This window comes from Mucilaginibacter sp. P2_A5 (assembly GCF_056404995.1).
The window spans coordinates 80,641-102,329 of the sequence record NZ_JBFUCY010000013.1; the positions used below are offsets into that span (position 1 = coordinate 80,641).

21 protein-coding genes are annotated in these 21,689 nt (G+C 42.7%); 2 read left to right on the plus strand and 19 right to left on the minus strand.

Annotated features, from left to right (window positions below):
• The first annotated feature begins 17 nt into the window (after positions 1–17).
• Positions 18–1,823 carry a tetratricopeptide repeat protein gene (locus tag AC1DXF_RS12990; RefSeq protein ID WP_477449165.1) on the plus strand — a complete coding sequence of 602 codons (1,806 nt, stop codon included), beginning with the start codon at positions 18–20 and terminating at the stop codon, positions 1,821–1,823.
• 159 nt (positions 1,824–1,982) lie between these two features.
• Entirely contained in the window at positions 1,983–2,285 is a 303-nt protein-coding gene (locus AC1DXF_RS12995; RefSeq protein WP_477449166.1) for a DUF4286 family protein, read from the plus strand.
• A gap of 195 nt (positions 2,286–2,480) precedes the next feature.
• On the opposite strand, the gene AC1DXF_RS13000 is transcribed toward AC1DXF_RS12995, so the two are convergent.
• The 19 genes from AC1DXF_RS13000 to AC1DXF_RS13090 all read right to left on the minus strand — a co-directional run bounded on the left by AC1DXF_RS13000 (position 2,481) and on the right by AC1DXF_RS13090 (position 21,483).
• Entirely contained in the window at positions 2,481–3,287 is an 807-nt protein-coding gene (locus tag AC1DXF_RS13000) for an OmpA/MotB family protein (protein WP_477449167.1), read from the minus strand.
• A 23-nt stretch (positions 3,288–3,310) separates the two neighbouring features.
• A complete protein-coding gene (locus AC1DXF_RS13005; RefSeq protein ID WP_477449168.1) occupies positions 3,311–3,973 on the minus strand; it encodes a DUF2461 domain-containing protein in 663 nt (220 codons plus the stop codon).
• Positions 3,951–4,355 carry a DUF983 domain-containing protein gene (locus AC1DXF_RS13010; RefSeq protein WP_477449169.1) on the minus strand — a complete coding sequence of 135 codons (405 nt, stop codon included), beginning with the start codon at positions 4,353–4,355 and terminating at the stop codon, positions 3,951–3,953. The genes AC1DXF_RS13005 and AC1DXF_RS13010 overlap by 23 nt, the downstream gene beginning before the upstream one ends.
• A gap of 162 nt (positions 4,356–4,517) precedes the next feature.
• On the minus strand, positions 4,518–4,799 hold the full coding sequence (locus AC1DXF_RS13015) for a hypothetical protein (RefSeq protein WP_477449170.1): 282 nt from the start codon (positions 4,797–4,799) through the stop codon (positions 4,518–4,520).
• 276 nt (positions 4,800–5,075) lie between these two features.
• Positions 5,076–5,651 carry a DUF420 domain-containing protein gene (locus AC1DXF_RS13020; RefSeq protein ID WP_477449171.1) on the minus strand — a complete coding sequence of 192 codons (576 nt, stop codon included), beginning with the start codon at positions 5,649–5,651 and terminating at the stop codon, positions 5,076–5,078.
• A gap of 5 nt (positions 5,652–5,656) precedes the next feature.
• Positions 5,657–6,355, minus strand: coding sequence for an SCO family protein (locus tag AC1DXF_RS13025; protein WP_477449172.1), 699 nt, complete (start codon positions 6,353–6,355; stop codon positions 5,657–5,659).
• Entirely contained in the window at positions 6,355–6,699 is a 345-nt protein-coding gene (locus tag AC1DXF_RS13030; protein WP_477449173.1) for a cytochrome C oxidase subunit IV family protein, read from the minus strand. The genes AC1DXF_RS13025 and AC1DXF_RS13030 overlap by 1 nt, the downstream gene beginning before the upstream one ends.
• A gap of 12 nt (positions 6,700–6,711) precedes the next feature.
• Positions 6,712–7,431 (minus strand): cytochrome c oxidase subunit 3, encoded by a 720-nt coding sequence (locus tag AC1DXF_RS13035; RefSeq protein ID WP_477449174.1) that lies wholly within the window; start codon positions 7,429–7,431, stop codon positions 6,712–6,714.
• A 21-nt stretch (positions 7,432–7,452) separates the two neighbouring features.
• Positions 7,453–8,037, minus strand: coding sequence for a cytochrome c oxidase subunit 3 (locus AC1DXF_RS13040; protein ID WP_477449175.1), 585 nt, complete (start codon positions 8,035–8,037; stop codon positions 7,453–7,455).
• 4 nt (positions 8,038–8,041) lie between these two features.
• A complete protein-coding gene (gene cyoE / locus AC1DXF_RS13045) occupies positions 8,042–8,899 on the minus strand; it encodes a heme o synthase (RefSeq protein WP_477449176.1) in 858 nt (285 codons plus the stop codon).
• A complete protein-coding gene (locus AC1DXF_RS13050; protein WP_477449177.1) occupies positions 8,896–9,957 on the minus strand; it encodes a COX15/CtaA family protein in 1,062 nt (353 codons plus the stop codon). Before AC1DXF_RS13050 ends, cyoE begins: the two co-directional genes overlap by 4 nt.
• A 132-nt stretch (positions 9,958–10,089) precedes the next feature.
• Complete coding sequence (locus AC1DXF_RS13055; RefSeq protein ID WP_477449178.1) at positions 10,090–11,991, minus strand: cytochrome c oxidase subunit I; 1,902 nt, start codon at positions 11,989–11,991, stop codon at positions 10,090–10,092.
• A 20-nt stretch (positions 11,992–12,011) separates the two neighbouring features.
• A complete protein-coding gene (locus AC1DXF_RS13060; RefSeq protein ID WP_477449179.1) occupies positions 12,012–13,205 on the minus strand; it encodes a cytochrome c oxidase subunit II in 1,194 nt (397 codons plus the stop codon).
• A 47-nt stretch (positions 13,206–13,252) separates the two neighbouring features.
• Positions 13,253–14,515 (minus strand): quinol:cytochrome C oxidoreductase, encoded by a 1,263-nt coding sequence (locus AC1DXF_RS13065; RefSeq protein ID WP_477449180.1) that lies wholly within the window; start codon positions 14,513–14,515, stop codon positions 13,253–13,255.
• Positions 14,516–14,528: 13 nt separating this feature from the next.
• Positions 14,529–15,113, minus strand: coding sequence for a c-type cytochrome (locus AC1DXF_RS13070; protein WP_477449181.1), 585 nt, complete (start codon positions 15,111–15,113; stop codon positions 14,529–14,531).
• Positions 15,097–15,633: a DUF3341 domain-containing protein gene (locus AC1DXF_RS13075; RefSeq protein ID WP_477449182.1), complete on the minus strand. Its 537-nt coding sequence runs from the start codon at positions 15,631–15,633 to the stop codon at positions 15,097–15,099. The genes AC1DXF_RS13070 and AC1DXF_RS13075 overlap by 17 nt, the downstream gene beginning before the upstream one ends.
• 2 nt (positions 15,634–15,635) lie before the next feature.
• Positions 15,636–17,108 (minus strand): NrfD/PsrC family molybdoenzyme membrane anchor subunit, encoded by a 1,473-nt coding sequence (nrfD, locus tag AC1DXF_RS13080; protein ID WP_477449183.1) that lies wholly within the window; start codon positions 17,106–17,108, stop codon positions 15,636–15,638.
• A 27-nt stretch (positions 17,109–17,135) separates the two neighbouring features.
• Entirely contained in the window at positions 17,136–20,192 is a 3,057-nt protein-coding gene (locus tag AC1DXF_RS13085; protein ID WP_477449184.1) for a TAT-variant-translocated molybdopterin oxidoreductase, read from the minus strand.
• A gap of 37 nt (positions 20,193–20,229) precedes the next feature.
• The gene (locus tag AC1DXF_RS13090; protein WP_477449185.1) at positions 20,230–21,483 is read right to left on the minus strand and encodes a c-type cytochrome; all 1,254 of its coding nucleotides are present in this window, start codon (positions 21,481–21,483) and stop codon (positions 20,230–20,232) included.
• Positions 21,484–21,689 lie beyond the last annotated feature (206 nt).

Here is a 21,689-nt window from a genome sequence, read left to right on the forward strand (position 1 = left end):
TACCTATTTTTGATCGGATGAGGGTTTTATTTGCAATTATTATTTTTGTTTTGCTGGGTACATGCACCCTGTTTGCACAGGATAACGAGCTTCAATTGGCTATGCAATATAATGCCAATGGCGAAACCCAAAAAGCGCTTGAAATTTATCAAAAGCTATTCAAGCAAAACAACGAAACTTATTATTCCTACTACATAAATATCCTGTTAAGCCTCAAAAAATTTGATGAGGCCGAAAGCATCACCAAAAAATTACAGCGTAAGCATCCCGATGTAAACCAGTACCAGGTTATGCTGGGGGCCATTTACACCCAGCAGGGCAAGCTTGATAAAGCAAACAGCATATATGACGACCTGCTGAAAAACCTGCCTGCCGACCAGATGGAAATTGCTAACCTGGCCAACCAGTTTTATCAAAACGCCAACATTGATTATGCTATAAAAATATTTACACAAGGCCGCAAACTGCTTAAAAATGATGCAGCTTTTACCTATGAACTGATAAACCTTTATCGTTTTAAGCGCGATAAGGTTTCGCTTACCGATGAGTACCTTAACTTTTTGCCGGCCAACCCAAGCTTTATTACCCAGGCCGAGACCAATTTTGCCACCGTGTTTGAGGGTGCTGCAGATTATGACCTGCTTAAGGCGGCACTGTTAAGGCGAATTCAAAAAGATCCGCAGCAAACCATTTATATAGAGTTGCTAACCTGGCAATATATACAGCAAAAGGAGTACGACCTGGCCCTTAACCAGGCGCTGGCGCTTAGCCGCAGGCAAAATGATGATGGCAATAATATTTACGAGCTATGCCATACGCTTACCAACAACGAGGCTTATGATGCCGCCATTCGCGGTTACGAATATATTATTGCCAAAGGGGTAAGCAACCCGCTCTATATCCCGGCTAAGATTGAACTCATCAATACCAAAAACTTAAAAATTACCACCGGTAAATACCTCCCCGCAGATTTGCAGGGCCTTGAACAGGATTATATGGCCTTGCTTACCGAATTTGGCCGTAACAACAACACTGTTTTTGCCATGCAAAAGCTGGCCAACTTGCAAGCTTTTAAGCTTCATAAGCTTAATGATGCCCAAAAACTACTGGAAAGCGCGGTAGCCATCCCCAACATCCGTACCGAATTATTGGCGGGCTGCAAACTTGACCTGGGCGATGTTTACATGTTGAACAATTTGCCATGGGAGGCTACGCTGTTATACAGCCAGGTCGAAAAAGATTTTCGGAATACAAATATTGCACAGGATGCCAAATTTCGCAACGCTAAAATGGCTTACTATACCGGCGATTTTACCTGGGCTAAGGGCCAGCTTGATATATTAAAGGCTGCCACATCGCAGCTTATAGCCAATGATGCCTTAAATTTACTATTGCTGATAAACGACAATACGGCGGCGGATAGCGCCGGCAACGCTTTGAAAGTTTATGCCCGGGCCGATCTGCTGATTTTTGCAGGGCAACCAGAAAAAGCTTTAATGACCCTGGATAGCATCGACAAAAAATTTCCGGGCAACAGCCTCAGCGACGATATACTGATGGCCAAATCGCGCATTTTCATTCAGCAAAAAAACTATAATGACGCGGTGCCGCTGCTCAAAAAAATTTATAACGACCACCCTACCGAGCTTTGGGCCGATGATGCGGTTTTTATGCTGGGCGATATTTACGAAAACCACCTCGACGATAAAACCAATGCCAAAACCTGGTACCAAAAAATCATCACCGATTACCCCGGCAGCCTCTGGATCAACGAAGCACGTAAAAGGTTTAGGTTGCTTAGAGGAGATAAAACGGAGTCTTAGGTTGGTGAGCGGTTGATTAGGTGAATGGTTGATTAAGTTAGAACGGTTAACCAGTTAAACCACGCTATCGCTAATCAACCCAATCAACTACTCACCTAATCAACCCAATCAACCACTTAACCTAATCAACCAATCAACCTAATTAACTAAATTCGCCCTATGATTATATACAACGATACCATAATATTGGACGAAGCTATCCATGACGAATGGCTTCATTACATGAAAACTATCCATATCCCCGCCGTAATGGCTACCGGGAATTTTAGCTCACACCGCATTTTAAGGGTCATCGATTCTCCAAACGAGGGGGTTACGTACTGCATCCAGTACAATGCCGATAGCATTGGTCAATTTCAGCAATACTATATGAACCACCTGCATAAGCTTCAGGCCGACCATCAGCAAAAGTTTGATGAAAAGTTTGTGATTTTTAATACACTGATGGAAGAGATGGAGTAGTTTTTTTATGATCAGGGCGTTGCCTGCGGCCGTGCTATCCGCTCATACTACACAGGCTTTATTCACTTGGCCGGTATCCGCTGCTATCCCTAACGCAAACTTCCAGTTGCTCATTTACTTTAGCCTAATTTCAGCTGAAAGCTGAACCTATGTCCACCACGGGTTGAAAACCCGCGGCAGCGGTAGCTTTTTTATTTATTTGCTTATCAGGTTGTAAAGTTCATCCAGCTTTGGGGTGAGTACAATTTCAATCCTACGGTTTTTGGTGCGGGCTTCGTCGGTATTTGCTGTATCAATAGGTTGAAATTCTCCTTTGCCCGTAGCGGTGAGGCGGTGCGGGTCAACCATTTCCACTTCGGTAAGGTAGCGGGTTACTGATGTTGCGCGCAGCACGCTCAAATCCCAGTTATCTTTTATCTGGCCAAGATTTTTTACTTTTTTATCGTCGGTATGGCCTTCAACCGCCATGTTGATGTCTGGTTCTTTATTCAGTACAGCTGCCAGTTGTTTTAGGGCCTCTTTTCCTTTGTCATCAATAATGATACTCCCTGACGGAAACAATAGTTTATCTGTAAGCGATACATATACCTTCCCGTTACGAATATCAACCGTTAAGCCGCTTTGCTGAAAGCCCAATAATGCTTTTTGCAATTTGTTTTTTAACGCGTTGGTAGCCTCGTCGCGTTTTTTAAGAATCTCTTCTACCTCTTTTAAACGTGCCTCGCGTTTTTGCAAATCGGCGGCCAGTTGGTTTGCTTTGGTTGATGTAACGTCCAGGTTGTTATTCAGGGCGTTGTTATTGTCGCGCAAATCGTTAATCTGGCGGTGCAGGCGCGCGGTATCGTTTTGCAGGCGCGAAAGCTCTTCTTCCAGGTTACCCGTACGGGTATTCAACGAATCGCGCTGTGCAACTAATGATTTATACTCTTTTGGCGATAATATTTTACATGAATTGAATACCGTACAAAAAATTGCGGCTAATAAAAGATATTTGATTTTCATAAAACAGGTATTAAGTGGTATTGTTACGCAAGCGCATTCTTCAGAAAAACATTCAAGGGGTATATTTTGCTGCAAATGTCGGCTACCAATTGCACGGCGCCTTCTGCAGTTATTTCCTCGTCGGTTATTTTATGCCAGGCTACAAAACTTTTTAGTTTAAGCAGGTCGATGTTTTCGTTTTCGGCGCTATATTCACGAGGAACAGACTTTAGCTGTTCTTGTTTTCTGAAATCACCAAATAGCTTTACAAACTCCTTATCGTCAATAATATTCTTCAACTCCGAAGCATTATAATCAATTTCCTGGCGGATAACTTTCAGGTGGGGAGCCTCGGGCATCCAGTAACCACCGCCTATAAAAGAATTGCCCGGCTGAATTTGTAAATAAAATTCAACAGTTCCGCCTCTTGAACCACCGGATGGGATACTTACCCCGAAATTGTTTTTATAAGGTGTTTTGTTTTTGCTGAAACGGATGTCGCGATAAATACGCATCACCCTTTTTTTGGCATCCATGGTTTCGTCAATGGCCGGGTCTATCTTTTGCAGTTTGGTAAGTAGCTGGCCTGTAAAATCAATCACGTTTTCACGTGCGGCATCGTAGCGTTCTTTGTGGGCCGAAAACCACTCGCGGTTATTGTTATCGGCCAGATCTTTTAAAAAATCAAGACTTTCCTGGTAAATCATCGGTATCTAAATAAGCCTGGTAATGTATCTTTGGCGATAACCAATACAACAACAGTACCCGCGAATATCTGAAATTTATAGGTGCCAGTAAAATGCAGCCCCCTATTAGTACACCAAGGTACAACCAGGGCGAATCGGAATTGTGTGTTACCAAATAAGTAAGCCAGGCAAGGCCCAGCGCCTCCAGCACATTAAGCGCGTAACTTACATACATGGCCGCGTAAAAATAGCCGGGCTCAATTTCAAAGTACAGGTTACAATGCGGGCAGTTTAAATTTATTTTGTTTGAAAAACTATACGGCCCGCCCTGGAACATATCGCCCCTACGGCAACGCGGGCATTTACAGTTGAGCATAGCCCATGATTTTGGCGTTTCGGGCATAGTGGGTGATAGGTGGATTGTTAACGTAAAGCCTTCTTTGTTTTATTACTATCCTAACACATTTCTCCGTCATTGCGAGGTACGAAGCAATCCCCTACATGCACATCACCATGCATATCGGGGATTGCTTCGTACCTCGCAATGACGATCTTTTTCTGTATGTTAATTAAGGTTAAGCCTTTCGCGATGCATATCGTTCAGGTTTACGTTTTTGCGGCGGTATTTTTTGTACCATACATAACCTCCAACGGCAACCACAAAATACGGCGCGCCCAGTAAAAACAGGATGCCTTTATTAAGGCCTTTAGCGGCGTTACCGCCACTTTTAGTATTGGTTTCTACAGTTGCAGCACATTGCGCGCACTGGGCCTTTACAGGCTGCTTTAAGCCCACCATTAGCCCAAGGGCTATTACGAAAAGAATAATTTTTGAAACCCGTTTCATGAAGGCAAATTTAAGTAATAAATTGGGATAAATGGTATTGTATGCTTAGGAAGATAGATGTTGTCTGAACCGAAATTCATGGAATTAACCGAATTAAAGAATTTTCAGAATTTTAAAATTCTTTAATTCGGTTAATTCGATAAGCAATTCGGGTTCAGAAAAACGCGATAGGGATGGAAATGGATACCGGCCACGAGCGCAACGCCTGCAGGCGTATGAATGGACAGCCCGGGCCAAAGGCATCGCCCCAATAAGCACACTGGACTATATCTTCCCTTAAAACTGGTAATACGGTTTTATCATAAAATAAACTATAACTCCTGTTACAGTCACAAACAACCATATTGGGAATGTCCAGCGTACAAGTTTGCGGTGTTTTTCTACCTGCATTTGCAGGCCGCGATAAAAGCTTAGTAATATCAGTGGCAATACTCCAGCGGCCAATATGATGTGTGGCGTCAAGATAGCAAGGTACAGGGTACGCATCCCGCCAACCTGGGCATGCTCCGAATCGGACAGGATGCCGTCAAAATTGGCATCGCCATATAAGGTATCATGGCGCATCAGGTAATGAAACAGGATATAGGACAACAGGAATGTTGACGACAAACAAAACGTAAGGATATTAAGCCTTTTATGCACTGTTATATTACCCTGCTTAATAAAGTATAACGATAGCAATAAAAGCACGGTACAGGTGCCGTTAAGTACTGCGTTAAGCATAGGCAGGTATGGTGTAAATGCTGGCGCGACTGCCGGCCCGGGAATAAGGTGCCTGTTTAACACAACAACTACGGCTATTACAAATATGGTAACGGCTGCTACAAAACGGAGTATAAATTTATCGGTCATATCTGTTAATATAAGGCTTTATCAACTTTGCGCAGTTCTTCGGCTATCAGCACTTTTATTTCGTCGTTCAGGCGGTTTACGTCATTTGTATTGGCGCCCGAGTAGTAGCCCCGGATATGCTTGTCCTGGTCAATGAGGATCAGCTTATCGCTGTATATAAAATCGTCTTTGCCTGTTTGTACTGCATCAACCAAAAAACCTTTGCGGGCCAGGTTGTATACCGATGCCGTGTCGCCTGTTAAAAACACCCAGCGGTTTGATTCGGGCTTAAAGCTTTGCAGGTATTTTTTTAAAACATCCGGTGTATCCCGGTCGGGGTCAACCGTGATTGATGTAAAATACACCATTTTGTTTTTCCAGTAAGTACCTACCAGGTAACTTAAGTTATTATTGATGGTACCGCAAACGGTGGGGCAATGGGTATAAAAAAAACTTGCTACAAATATCTTTCCTTTAAGGTTGGCTTCTGTAAAGGGTTTACCATCCTGGCCGGTCAGTTTAAATGAGGGCAGTTGATAGTAATTGGTATCGGGAATATCCTTGCCGTGAAACCTGTGGCTTGTTTTAGCTACCTGTTTTGGGCCAAAATGAGCAAGCGGTTTATACCTGTTTTTGCCTTTAGCGGTTAGTAAATAATACAAAAATCCTGGTACTGCTAATATGAGCACCAGGACTGTAATTTTTTTCCAGATGGTAGCTTTCATTAACCCCGAAGATCAATCCAGTGGTGGCTTTCGTTAGTAAGCACCAGGATTAAGCCGATTATAAATAAAATTGGGACAATAATTGCTAAAGCCAAACCAAGCTTTTCGAACTTTAAGTGCATAAAGTAAGCAACGATGTAAAATGCTTTAAGCAGGGTTAATACAATGTAAACAGGGTTAGCAAAACGTATTGGCATCAAACCCTTGGGTACCAACACCAATGCTATAATAAACTCTATTGTTGTAATGGCAAGCAAAATGAAAAATATTTTCCAAATCCTTCCCTTGGTCATTGTTTCGTGATCACCACCTTCGTGGTGAACTTCGTGTGATTCTGTTGACATATATAAATCTTTTTAAACTAAGTAAAAGAAGGTAAACACAAATACCCAAACAAGGTCTACAAAGTGCCAGTAAAGACCCACTTTTTCAACCATTAAATAGCTGCCCCGTTTCTCGTAGGTGCCTAATAATACGTTAACGGTAATAATGATATTGATGATAACACCCGTAAATACGTGGAAACCGTGGAAACCTGTGATAGTAAAAAACAGGTTAGCAAACTCCTGGGCAGTCATTTTCTGTGCTGCTTCGGTACCGCCGTTAAATAAATGCTTCAGTTCTTCGGGTCCGGGTATGCTTCCCCACCAAAAACCTTCGTGATGTAAGTGGCCCCACTCCAATGCCTGGCAACCCAGGAACATAAAGCCGCCAATGATGGTGCCTATCATCCACCAGATTACTTCTTTTTTAGAGTTACGATGGCCGGCCTCTACTGCCAATACCATGGTAACCGAACTCATGATGAGTATAAAGGTCATTATACCCACGAACACTAACGGCCAACCGCTATCAACTAACCCTGGTACTGATTGGAAAACTTTATCTGCCGCAGGCCATGTACTTGCGCTGAAACGCAACGAGCCGTAAGAAATTAGTAATGACGAAAAGGTAAATGCATCCGAAAGGAGAAAAAACCACATCATAATTTTTCCGTACTCAACATTGAAGGGAGACCTCCCTCCAGACCACGGAGTTGTTTTTATTTCATCAATTTGTGATACTGTTGTACTCATTTGTACTTAAATAATGGTGTGTTAATTTTGGTTCAAAAGTAAAAAAACATACAGATAAATCCATATAATTCCGAGAAAATGCCAAAAAATAGAAGTCATTTGCATTTTATATAGGTTACGTACCTGCGGAATGTTCTTGTATGCACCTGTAAGTGTATTTAATAGCAAAACTATTGCTGCAAATATGTGTGCCAAATGTGCGCCTGCAAACACATAAACAAACGAACGTGATGCATTGTCGTTTACAAAGTAAACCTGCATTTTGTAGGTAAGTATGTACATGGCGTAAACCTGCATGGCAAAAAATGCTACGCCCAATGCAAATGTAAGCCATAAAAAAGCGCGCTGCTTTGCAATTTGCAGGCCTTTTGCCGCCTGAGATGCTAAAAACAATGTGCCGCTGCTAAGCACTATAATTACCGTGCTGTAAAGGAAGGCGGCCGGCATAATAACATTTAGCCCGTGCCCTTTACCACCACTATAAACAATAAACCCGCTGGTTAAGGCCGCAAAAAACATAAACGATGTGAATATAAAAATCCACATGTTAAATTTTTTAGGTTCCAGGTCAAGCCTGTCAGGATTTTTTTGAATCGAAGCCATCATACTTTCACTTTCCTATAAAATCAAATAAAAACATTAACTGTACTATGGGCAAATACATAAACGAGCCGAACATCAATTTACGGGCCGCCTCTATTTGCTGTGTACGCAACAGGTTATAAGCCTGGTATAAAAAAATCACACTGCACACTAATGATACTGCCCCAACATAATAACCGCCATAGTGGTAAATAGTTGGCAATAAACTTACCGGTACCAATATCAGTGTAAATATAAAGGTAATTACCGCACTTCCTAAATTACGGTTCCCCGTAGGCAACAGCCTGAAACCAGCCAGCTTGTAATCATCATCCAGCACCCACGCAATGGCCCAAAAGTGCGGAAACTGCCATACAAACTGGATACCGAACAATATTAAAGCAATAGTATCTATTTTACCGTGAGCGGCTACATAACCAATAAGTGGCGGCAATGCACCTGGTATAGCGCCTACAAACACCGCGATAGGCGATTTACGTTTTAGCGGCGTATAAGCAAACGCGTACAGCAATATCGAAAATACCGACAGTAAGCCTGTAAGCAGATTTAAGCTGCCCAACAGATATGTACCAGCCATACCCATACCCAGGCTTAATACCAATGCCTGCCCGTTGGTCATTTTTCCAGACGGCAACGGACGATCCATCGTCCGCTTCATCAATTTATCCAGATCTTTTTCGATGATCTCATTAAAACCATTAGCGGCTGACGTCACTAAAAAACCACCGATGATTAACTTTACCCAATTGATCCAATCAATATGCCCATTGGCTTTACTGCCTATCAAAAACGATATCGAGGCCGAAAAAGTAACCAAAAAGGTAAGCCTTAATTTAATCAGTTTCGAATAATCACTCCATTTCATTTGCTTAGCCCCCTAACATTAACCGCCTTATATAAATTCAACAGCAAATAAAACTGTGCTCCAAAAATCAAACTTGCCAATAAAATATGTGCCGCCTGCGCCACGGGCGGTAATGCCGAATAGGACAGCAGGATACCGGTAACTATTTGCAGCATGATCATCAAAAAGTTAAAACTCATTAACTGCTGATGGATGGAATGCCTGTTAAATTGCTTGCGAACCAATGCATATAATACTACATTGATAACAAACACTAAAATGGCCATATCCCGGTGGTGCGTAAAAACCTCCCCGGCACTTTTTATCCAGTTATTACGATAACCGCCCTGAAAATGAGCCGCAACCGCGTCTATTTTCTCGCGTACTTCGGTACCAAATGTTATCTGCAAAACACTTAACACCAATGCCGCCAATGTTATAATGTAAATAACCGGGCTTGTATTTAATTTACTGTTGCCATAAACGCGGGCCAAATGGTAAGTATAAATACATATGGCAAGTATAGCCAGCGCCAGCAACATGTGCACAGTAACTATCCAGGCCACCAGGTTGGTTGATACAACGATAGAGCCAAGCCAGGCCTGCAAAACAACCAGTATTAAATTTAATATGCTTAGTACGGTTATTTTTTTATCAATTTTCCAATATCCCAATGAATAAATGGCCGATAGCAGCAAAAATATCCCCGATACAGCGCCGATTAACCGGTTCACATACTCGGTCCAGGTTTTCCCGGCGTTAAATTCTTCGGGTACCAGGATCGATCTGTCCTCACGAATTCTGCGGGCCAATTCGCTGTAACCAAATACATCCAATGTTTTGGCAAAGCGCTGGTTTTTGGCCAAACGTTTTTCAACGTAGGTTTGCTTATAATCTTTAGGCAAATCGGCACTGCTTGTTGGCGGGATATAACGGCCGAAACATTTAGGCCAATCGGGGCATCCCATTCCCGACCCCGAACTACGTACAACTCCGCCCGCAAGTATCAAAACAAAAAGTAAAACGATTGTTATGAGGCCTGTTTTTTGAAAACGTTTGTTGGGTGCGGCTGTATTCATTTAAAATATTTTCTAAAAATTTAGGGTACCTCGTCAAGTCGGAAGTTTTAAGTCTTGAGTTCTGAGTTTTACTGAGAACTTAAGACTCCCGACTTAAGACTTAACACGGTACCCTAAAAGATCAGATCAGTATTAAGATATTTTTGGCTCCTCGCCGTCTTGTGTTTTCGGCAGGGCATTAAACTTAATTAACTCATCCATGCCAGCCGGGTTATCTTCAAAATCATGAGGTAAGTTTGAACTCATTGTTTGAGAGAAAGGAACCGTTTGAGGGATAAAATCCTCTTCGGCGCCAGGCTTGCTGTAATCATATGGCCAACGGTAAACAGTTGGAATTTCGCCCGGCCAGTTACCGTGTAAATGCTCAACAGGTGTTGTCCACTCCAGGGTATTTGACTCCCATGGGTTTTGAGTAGTTTTTTTACCTGCAAATATCGATACGATAAAGTTATATATGAAAGCCACCTGCGCCAAGGCTGCCATAATAGCCGCCCATGTAATAAATGTATTTATAGTTAACCATTTTTGCATAGAAACAAACTCGGTGAACGCGTAATAGCGGCGAGGCACGCCATCCAAACCCATAAAGTGCATTGGGAAGAATACCAGGTAAGCGCCAATGAATGTTAACCAGAAGTGCAGGTAACCCAACTTTTCGTCCATCAGCCTGCCAAACATTTTAGGGAACCAGTGATAAACACCAGCAAGCATACCAAATATAGCTGCCGAACCCATTACCAGGTGGAAGTGGGCAACAACAAAATAAGTATCGTGCAGGTTGATATCCAAAGCAGCGTTACCCAGGAAGATACCTGTTAAACCACCAGAGATAAAGAATGACACCATCCCGATGGCGAACAACATGGCAGGCGTAAACCTGATGTTACCACGCCAGAGTGTAGCCAGCCAGTTAAATGTTTTTACTGCCGATGGCACCGCGATAATCAATGTAGTGATCATGAACACACCACCCAGGAACGGGTTCATACCGGTTACAAACATGTGGTGGCCCCATACGATGAACGATAATACAGTGATACCGATTAATGAGTAAACCATTGCATGGTAACCAAAGATTGGTTTGCGTGAGTTTACTGACATAACCTCGGATGAAATACCCATCGCAGGCATAATTACGATATACACCTCGGGGTGGCCCAGGAACCAGAATAAGTGCTGGAACAGGATTGGGCTACCACCTTCATAAGGTTGTTGCACACCGTTTAATACAATATCAGATAAATAGAAGCTGGTACCAAAGCTACGGTCAAATATCAGCAACACCACACCTGCAACAAGCACGGGGAATGCAAGGATACCCAATATAGCGGTAAGGAATAAAGCCCATACAGTTAAAGGCATCTTCCAAAGGTCCATCCCTTTTGTACGCATATTTAATATGGTACTTACGTAGTTGATACCACCCATTAATGAGGACGCCACAAACAGCACCATGCTGATTAACCACAACGTCATACCCATACCCGAGCCAGGCATAGCTTTTGGCAATGCTGATAGCGGCGGATAAATTGTCCAGCCACCACTTGCGGGGCCGCTTTGAACAAAAAACGACGATAACATAATTACGCTGGCCATGAAGAAGAACCAGTACGATAGCATGTTCATGAACGGCGAAGCCATATCACGCGCACCAACCTGCAATGGAATTAATAAGTTGGCAAAAGTACCACTTAAGCCGGCTGTTAATACAAAGAACACCATGATGGTACCGTGAATGGTAACCAACGACAGGTAAAACTCAGTACTTATACGTCCGTTAGGTGCAAAGTGACCCAGTAATGTAGTTAATAATGGGAATGTTTTATCTGGATAAGCCAGTTGAATCCTGAAAAGGATGGATAATATCATTGCGATAACCGCCATAGTAATACCTGTAATAAGGAATTGCTTGGCGATCATTTTGTGATCCATGCTAAATATGTATTTAGACACGAAAGTTTCGTTATGGTGATGTTCGTGACCGTGCTCGTCGTGGTGTGCTACTACGTGATCGTGAACTGCTACTGTTGACATAATCGCTCTTTTATCTTATATTAATTATTTAACGCTAACCTGTTTTGTGACACTGCTTTTTGCGGCTCCGCATCAGCGAAATGCAATTCCTTTTTTAAGCCATCGGTTAAATAAGGTTTTTGGCGCGACAACCACTCCAGGTATTCGGCTTCAGAAACTACACGTACAACTTTTTGCATGTTGTAGTGACCGCCACCACATATTTTATTACAGTATACTATATATTCAAATTTCGGGTCATCAAGCCTGTGACGCATTTCTGAAGTAGTAATAGTTGGGGTAAACTTAAAGTAGGTTGGTAATCCCGGTACGGCGTTTAACTGAACCCTGAAGTGTGGCATATAAACACTATGGATTACATCCTGTGCCTGTATGTTTAATTTTATCGCCCTGTTTACCGGCAAATACATGGTATCGGCTGATAAATCATCAAAGCTGCTTTTCTTGGTAAAATCAACGCCTAGTTTGTTTGCTGCGGTCGTTAAGTTAAATCTCTTAGGCCCTAATTTACCATCTTTACCAGGGTAACGTAATTCCCACGCAAACTGGTGGCCGGTAATATCAATGTTTATTGAAGCTACCTCGCCTTTGGCATCGGTATCATCCATAATCTTCTGCCAGGTAAAGAAACCAAACACCACCAGGATAGTAAGCACTATAGCAGGTACAATTGTCCATACTTTTTCAATGGTGTTGTTGTGTGGCAAAAAGTGCGCGCGGCGTTTGTCGGAGTGGCGATATTGAAACAGGAAGCCAAACAACAAAATCTGGGTAATAAAAAACACGATCATGGTTAAAATAGTAGTAACCGTGAACATTTCGTCAATTTTTACCCCGTGGATAGATGCAGATTCGGGCAATGTCATGCTGCCCTGAACAGTAAATGACCAATAGGAGCCGTATATACCTGCTATAAGGAATATAAGGCAAATAACGCCCATCACATTGTTCCACTTTAAACCTTTTTTACCTTGAATTTTAAGGGAAAGATCATAGATCTTTAAAATTTTACCTATTACAGCTACACCAAGGCATATCAGAAAAAATATCAGCACATAATAGGCAACGCCCGTCCAGTCAACCTGGTTGGCATCTTCGCCTGTACCGGCTGCGGCAGCCGGAGTTTGCGCCATCAGCAGGTTTGTGCCAAAAAGCATAAACGCCGCAAAAAACGATAGTATGGTTTTAGAATTTATTAATTTTTTGAATGCCATTTTAATGTTTGTTTGGTATTCTGTATTTGATGCAAAAATAACAATTATTATATGTGATGATGAAGACTCTCCTGCAGGAAAGGGTGTTTCTTAGGTATTATTGATTTGAACTTGCTTAACGCGTTCATCGTCAAAAATACAAACAAACCCGCAAAGCCAATAGCCACCCCTGCTTCGATCCAAAGGATCTCGGTATACCAGTGTGATGTTGGGCCAACGGTGCCCGGCATTACCATCTGGAAATAATCTAACCAGTGACCGATGATTAAAACAAAGCAAGTAACCTTTAACACCTGGGTAGTACGTTTTGAATCACGCGACATGATGATCAACAACGGCGCTAAAAAGTTAATTACAATATTTAACCAGAACCATGGTTTAAATTCAGGCTCCCATCTGCGTACAAAATAAACCGTCTCTTCGGGAATGTTGGCATAGTAGATCAACAGGAACTGTGCAAACCATACGTAAGTCCAGAAGATAGAGAAACCAAACATCAGCTGGCCCAGGTTATGCAGGTGATCTTGCGTAATCCACCGCATGTAACCGCTTTGCCTTAAATAAATGATTGTTAAAGTAATAATTGCTAAACAGCTAACCCACATGGCTGCAAAATTGTACCAGCCAAACATGGTAGAAAACCAATGTGCTTCTAACGACATGATAGTATCAAAAGCAAATATCGGTGTAGTGAAACCAAATATTACCAGGAACAAACAAGAGATAGTAAAACTCTTTTTGTAGTAAAACATACCGCCCAGTTCATCTTCACCTTCTGAATATTTCACCAGCAGGTTACCAAAAATGGCATAGCTTCCCATGAAAACCACCATACGGGTTAAAAAGAACCCTTTGTTTAAAAATACGTGCTTTCCGGCTATGATAGGATCAAAATTAGCATTGCCTTTTATCTCAACACCGGCTATTGCCCACAACTTATATAAATAAGGTGCAACAACCTCCTTGCCTTCAATTTCGGTAGTATGCGTTATAAATAAACCTGCTACTACAATACCAAGCAATATCGCAGCTGCTATTGGTAACGTTTTTGCGAATGCCTGCGGTATGCGGATTAATGATGCCGACCAGCCAGCCTGCGCAACATACTGCAATGCACAGAAAAACACACCGGCCATACAAACACAGGCAAAGTAATAACCCATTAGCAATAAGTTTGCAAAGGTACGTTCACCATTTGTTAAAAATCCGGCAATTATGGTTACAACCCCCACTGCTATCGCAGCAAGGCTCAATGTCTTTACCTTACCGGTAAACACAAATTGCTCGTCGAAACTATTATGAGTGCTCATTAAATATTATTTCTTATAAAGTTTGTAAATGGTGAACGTACATGATCACTTTCCAGCGCTCTTCGGGACTAAGCTGCGAAGCATAAGATCCCATCGCGTTTACACCGTAAGTAATGGTATGATAAATTTTACCGTCTGTTAAATCCTTCATGGCACCACCACGTGATGACTGACCACCCGAATAAGATGGCGGAGGTGGGTAACCATGTTTTACAACTTCACCATCGCCCAAGCCTTTTTCGCCGTGGCATGGTGAGCAAAAATGCGTAAACAGTAATTTACCTTCTGTGTAGTTTGCCTGGGTTTGTGCAATTACAGTTTTAACCTCAACACTTGCCAGTTCATAACCTTCTTTGGTATTAGGATAGTCAAATTTGGTAAAACCTACCGGGATTGTTCCGGCCGGTGGTACCTGTGCTGTTTTACCATCCTTAAATTGATTGTTCTTTTGATCCGGATCGTAAGCGGTATGCTCATACATGTTAGGCGCATATTCCCAACCTGTACTCCTTTTATCTTTGCATGATGTTACAATTATCGAAGCAGCGATAATCATAACTAATGTTCCTATTATTTTAATCTTATTCATAGCTAACATATTTTCTGTCGTTATGCTTAACTTCTACAGCTCCTGCTTCTTTTAATAAACTATCAATATCTGCGTGTGGTGTGTTACCTTTTGCATCAATGGCAATAACAAATTTGTCGTTGGTGGCACGCAGGTCCATTACTCTTGGCGCACGGCCCGGGAAAAGGTGCGTGGCAAAAAAGAAGGTAAATGTCATACCAAAAGCGGTCCATAATACTGTCCACTCAAAGGTTACCGGTACAAAATCGGGGATGGCAAAAAAGTTTTTACCGCCGATGTTGATAGGCCAATCGTGTACCAGCATGTAATAAACCATACTGAACATGATGGTGCCGCCTAAACAGCCAAACATGAAAGCTGCATAACCCAGGCGCGAATCTTTAATGCCTAATTTAGCATCGATACCGTGAATAGGGCATGGCGAATAAACATCGTAAATAGGGACGCTATTTTTTTGTAATTTGTCGATACCGTGCATCAGATCATCGGGATCATCAAAAATTCCTAATATATATTTGGTGCTACTCATTTTTATACTTTTTCGTATGATGATTGGTCAACACTATCAAACTTGCCTAATGAATTGATGTAGAACTCAGCCTCGGCAGGTTCAACATGGCCACTTGCAAGTAATTTTTTCTTAGCTTGCTCGCTTGAGCTTTTCAGGATCAGTTTTACCTCGGCCATAGCCACTGAAGGCAGTACCCTTACAAACAGAAGGAACATGGTAAAGAATAAACCGATTGAACCGATAAAGATGCTCACATCAACCCAGGTTGGATAAAACATAGCCCAGCTTGAAGGGATATAATCGCGGTGCAGCGAGGTTACGATAATTACGAAACGCTCAAACCACATACCGATGTTTACTACGATAGATAGTGTCCAGGCCAATGGAATATTGGTACGGATTTTTTTGAACCAGAATAATTGCGGCGTAATTACGTTACAAGTCATCATGCTCCAGTATGCCCACCAGTACGGTCCCGATATACGGTTCATGAACGCGTATTGCTCGTACTCGGCTTGCGAGTAAAATGCGATGAAAAGTTCGGTTAAGTAAGCCACACCTACAATTGAACCTGTTAAAAGGATGATTTTATTCATCGATTCGATGTGGAACATGGTGATGTAGTTTTCTAATCCTAATACTTTACGTGCAACTAACAACAAGGTTTGCACCATGGCGAAACCCGAGAAGATAGCACCCGCAACGAAGTATGGAGGGAAGATGGTAGTGTGCCATCCTGGTTCCAGTGATGTTGCAAAGTCCATGGATACAATGGTGTGTACCGATAGTACCAGTGGTGTCGAGATACCTGCCAAAATTAATGACACGGTCTCGAAACGCTGCCAGGTTTTAACTGAACCTGTCCAACCAAATGACAACACAGAGTATATGCGGCGGCGTAAACCAGTTGCGCGGTCACGGATGGTAGCGATATCAGGCAATAAACCTGTGTACCAGAATACCAATGAAACCGAGAAGTAAGTTGATATCGCGAATACGTCCCAGATAAGCGGAGAGTTCCAGTTTACCCATAATGAGCCGTATTGGTTTGGCAATGGTAACGAATAAACAGCCATCCAAGGGCGGCCCATGTGCGCACCGATATAGGTGGCGGCGCAAATTACCGCGAAGATGGTCATCGCCTCGGCCGAGCGGTTGATAGAGTTACGCCAGTTTTGACGGAACAACAGCAATACCGCCGAGATAAGCGTACCGGCGTGACCGATACCTACCCACCACACGAAACCGGTAATGTCCCATGCCCATCCAACTGTTTTATTTAAACCCCAGGCGCCGATTCCAAACCAAAATGTGTAGCTGATAGCAACCACCCAAAGCAGCGCGCCTAATGATGCTACACTAAAACCGATCCACCAGGCTTTACCTGGCATATTTTCTACGGGGCGTAATACATCGTCAGTAATCTGACCGTAGGTGATGTTTTCACCCGTAATTAACGGTTCCCTTATTATTGATTCACTATGAGATGACATATATTTTGTTATCTGTATATAAAAAATTTAAGCCTCTAATTCTGATAAATTCCTAACCTTAACCTGGTAACCGATACCTGGCTGTACGTTTAACTCTTCAAGTACGTAGTAAGTTCTTTCGCTCTTTAATGCTTTTGAAACTTCAGAGTTAGGGTCATTCGCGTTACCGAAAACGATAGCGTTTGCCGAGCAGGTTTGCTGACAGGCAACTTTGATCTCGCCATCTTTAAGCGGACGTTTTTCAATTTTGGCTTTTAACTTACCGGCCTGGATACGCTGAACGCACATAGAGCATTTTTCCATTACCCCACGGAAACGGGTAGTAACATCCGGGTTTAATACCAGTTGAGTGTGCTCGTTGTTCAGGTAATTATCAAAACGTGAATCGTTCCAGTAGTTAAACCAGTTAAAGCGGCGTACCTTGTAAGGGCAGTTATTTGCGCAATAACGTGTACCTATACAACGGTTGTAAGCCATTTGGTTTAAACCTTCTGATGAGTGAACGGTTGCTAATACCGGGCAAACTGTTTCGCAAGGTGCGTGGTCGCAGTGCTGGCAAAGCATTGGCTGGTGAACAACCGATACGTTATCAAAGTTGGTAAGTTTGGCAATATCTTTCTCTTTGGTTATCGCTTCTTCGCTGTCGCCATGATCGTTAAAGCTGTAGTAACGGTCAATACGAATCCAGTGCATTTCACGACGGCGTTTAACCTCGTCTTTACCTACAACCGGGATGTTATTCTCGGCGCTACAAGCTACAACGCAGGCGCCGCAACCGGTACAGGCGTTAAGGTCAATAGCCATAACCCAGTTATAAACAGGGCGGTCATGATCATCCCAAAGCGATGTTTTGTCGTATTCTTTATGTTCGCCCTCGTTACCGCTACCGGCAGCAGGGTTCTTTTTGTATGCGGTGAATGAGGCCTCGCGGATAACGCTCCTACCCTCGTATGAGTGGTGGGTTTGTGTTTGCGCAAGCGGCGATATAATACCTGTTTTTTTGAAGTCGGTAATAACCGCGGTAGTCTGGAAGGTACCGTTACGGTAGCTGTAGAAAGGGAAAGCGTTTTTACCAACGTTGTTACCAACAGGGCCTGCGCTAACGCGGCCGTAACCAACAGCAATGGATATAGTGCCCTGTGCCTGGCCTGGTTGTGCCAATACAGGAACCTCAACCGAATAGCCGTTAGCTTCTACTTTGATTACATCACCTTCTTCAAAACCCAATTTCTGAATATCAGTCATCGACATGGCCGCGAAGTTATCCCAGGTAACTTTAGATACCGGGTCTGGCAACTCCTGTAACCATGGGTTGTTGGCGCGTTTTCCATCGCCCATACCTACCGATTGGTAAACCTGTAATTCAAATTTATCGCCCGATACAAGGCTGTTGCTATGGTCGATAATAGTCTGCGCTACCGCATTTAAATCATGGCTGAAAGTATATGCTCCGGCAGCTACAGGGGCAGTTTTCACCATTCCTGTCTGCAATAAGCTTTCCCATCCTTTTTGACCGGATAAGCCACCTTTTGCTAATAAGCCTTTATCCCAGGTATTGCGTACGTAAGTGTAGTAATCCTTAACCGGGTTCTCGGCCCAAACCAATAAGCTATGCTCGGCCTGGCGGGTAGTATAAACCGGGTTGATGGTTGGCTGTATAACGGTATAGTAACCTTCAACAGCGTTGGCATCGCCCCATGACTCTAAATAATGGTGATTTGGCGCTACTACTTTTGATAGCAAAGCGGTTTCGTCGCCATGATCTGAAAAAGATACGGTTAAACGTGCTTTTTTAAGTGCCTCGGTAAATTCTTTTGCTTTAAAGTAATCATAAGCGGGGTTGGCATTCAGGAAAAATACTGCTCCTATTGAGCCTGCTGCTAATTCGTTTACAAAGCCAACAAAATCCTGGTCGTTACCGGCGTATTGTTTTGATGGGTTATCTAAATCAATAGTGCTGCCGTAGCTACCCAATAATGAGTTGATAGCATTCACCAAAGTTTGTGTAGCAACGTCATTTGAACCTGCAACAACCAGCGCTTTACCTTTTGCCGCTAATAATTCTTTAGCAACCAAAGTGATGGCAGTATCGGCCGCTTTATTGCTTAATTTTTTTGCACCTGCCAGGCTTGTACCGGCAATTGCATTGTATAAGCTTAATAAAGCAATGCCTTCTTCAGATGGTTTAATCGGGAAACGGTTATCGGCATTGGTACCGGTTAAGCTCATTCCTGCCTCAAACTGAATGTGGCGGGACATTTTCTTTGCTTCAAGCGATTTGCTGTTACGGTTTGATACGTACTGGCGGGTAAACTCCTCGGGCGAGATCCATGAACCAAGGAAATCGGCGCCGAAGCTTACAATCACCTCTGCCTTATCAAAGTTATAATGTGGCAATACCGCTTTACCAAAGCTATTTTGATTAGCCTGGATAATACCGGTGTATGATACCGCATCGTAATTGATATGTTTTGTAGTTGGGTATTTTGCAATAAAATCGGCAATAACACCTAAGGTAGATGGGCTGTGTACTGTTGAAGTAATGATACGAATGCCTTTACCTGACGCTGCAACAGCGGCAAGCTCGCGTAATACAAAAGCATCCACTTCCGGCCATGCCGCGTCGTCGCCATTGATCTTAGGATCTTTGGTACGGTTTACATCGTACAAATCAAGCACCGAAGCCTGGCCTTGCGCGCTTAAACCACCTTTTGCAAAAATATCGTTAGGGTTACCTTCTACCTTAATAGGGCGGCCTTCACGGGTTTTTACCAAAATAGCCTGGCCTTCATAAGATGAAGAGTAGTAGTTGGCCACACCAGGTGTAACTTCCTCAGGTTTTATAAGGTAAGGGATTGATTTGTGTACAGGCACTTTTTGACAAGCGGCCAGCGTAACAGCGCCAACACCAAAGCCAAGCGCCTTTAAAAAGTCGCGGCGTGGGGTTTTAGCCGATAAACCAGATCCGCTTAACACATCCTCGATAGGGATAGGCTCTGCAAACTCGTTTTTATTTTTCTCAACAAATTCTGGGGTTTTGTTTAGTTCTTCTAAACCTTTCCAGTATTTTTTATTGCTGTCCATTTAAGCTATATAAACTGTAATGCTAAATTCTTATTTATTAATAGTGGCACTTACCGCACTCGATACCACCTAAAACAGCGGCAGTAACTTTTTCGCCTTTTTTAATCTTATCATGTGCTGCAAGTATGCTGTCGTAATAAGCGTTGCCTTTGGCGTTAACTTCGGTACGTTTGTGGCACTGAACACACCATTTCATGGTAAGCGGCGAGTATTGGTAAACCTCTTTCATGGTTTCAACAGGACCGTGGCAAGCCTGGCATTTAATACCGGCAACCTTTACGTGTTGCGAGTGGTTAAAGTAAGCCAGATCGGGCAGGTTGTGAACGCGGATCCATTGGATAGGCTTGGCTGCAGTGCTATCGTATTTTTGAGTTTTTGGATCGTACCCTAAGGCATCATAGATTTTATGTATCTCTGCCGATTCGGTTTTAACAACCTTGTGGCAGTTCATACACACGTTTAATGATGGGATAGAAGCATTTTTTGATTTGTATGCACCTGTGTGGCAATACTGGCAATCTATTTTCATAGTACCGGCGTGCAGCTCATGCGAGTATTTTATTGGCTGTACCGGTTGGTAACCTGTATGCACGTTAGTGTTCCACAAGGTAACCCATCCCCAGCTGCCCATAGCAATGGTGCCGCAAACCAGTATAAAGAATACCAGTTTTTTATTTTTAAGGATTTTTTTAAGCAGTACGTTTTTATCAGCAGCGGTTGGCTCTTCTTCAACAACGATGTTTGGGTTGCTGGCCAACACCCGCTCCAACGAACCGGCAGCCCTGTTTAATACAAGTATTAAAATGAACGCTATAATAACAATACCAACTAAGCCCCAAACAACCAATTCGCTCGGGCCTTTTGCTTCAACAGGACCAACAGGGGCTTTTGCCTTTTCGTCCTGCATTGTTTTCCAATCGGCACGCACATAAGCAATAACATTGCTTACATCCGCGTCACTGAGTTCTGCAAACACGGTCATGTTTGCCTGGTTAAACTCGTTAAACACCTTAACAGCTTTCGGATTGTTGGCTGCAATAAGTGCTTTGTTGTTTTGAATCCATTTGATAAGATACTTATCATCTGTTTCCTGGGTAAGCTGGGGACCTAAGGCCGGGCCAACCATTACCTGATCGATCTTGTGGCAGGCTGTACATTTGGATTTAAAAATGGTTTCGCCCTTAGCAGCATCGGCTTGCGCGTAAGCAGCAGAAAAACCCCAGAAAGCAAACCCAACAATCAGTAAAACCGACCTTGAGAATTGTTTAAAAATCAATGAGAAACTTCTCATAAAGTGTATTTATGCTAAATAATTTTTATATTAATGTTTTATTCTGCTGTAAAGATGTATGATCCATCTGCTTTTTACAGCCACAAAAGTAAAATTTATTACAGTATCGCTGACACATAAATGACAGTAACCTATAATTTATAATCGTTCTAAATAAATAGAAAAATGCCATTTAAATACTCTTTAAAGCATATTTATATCATTTT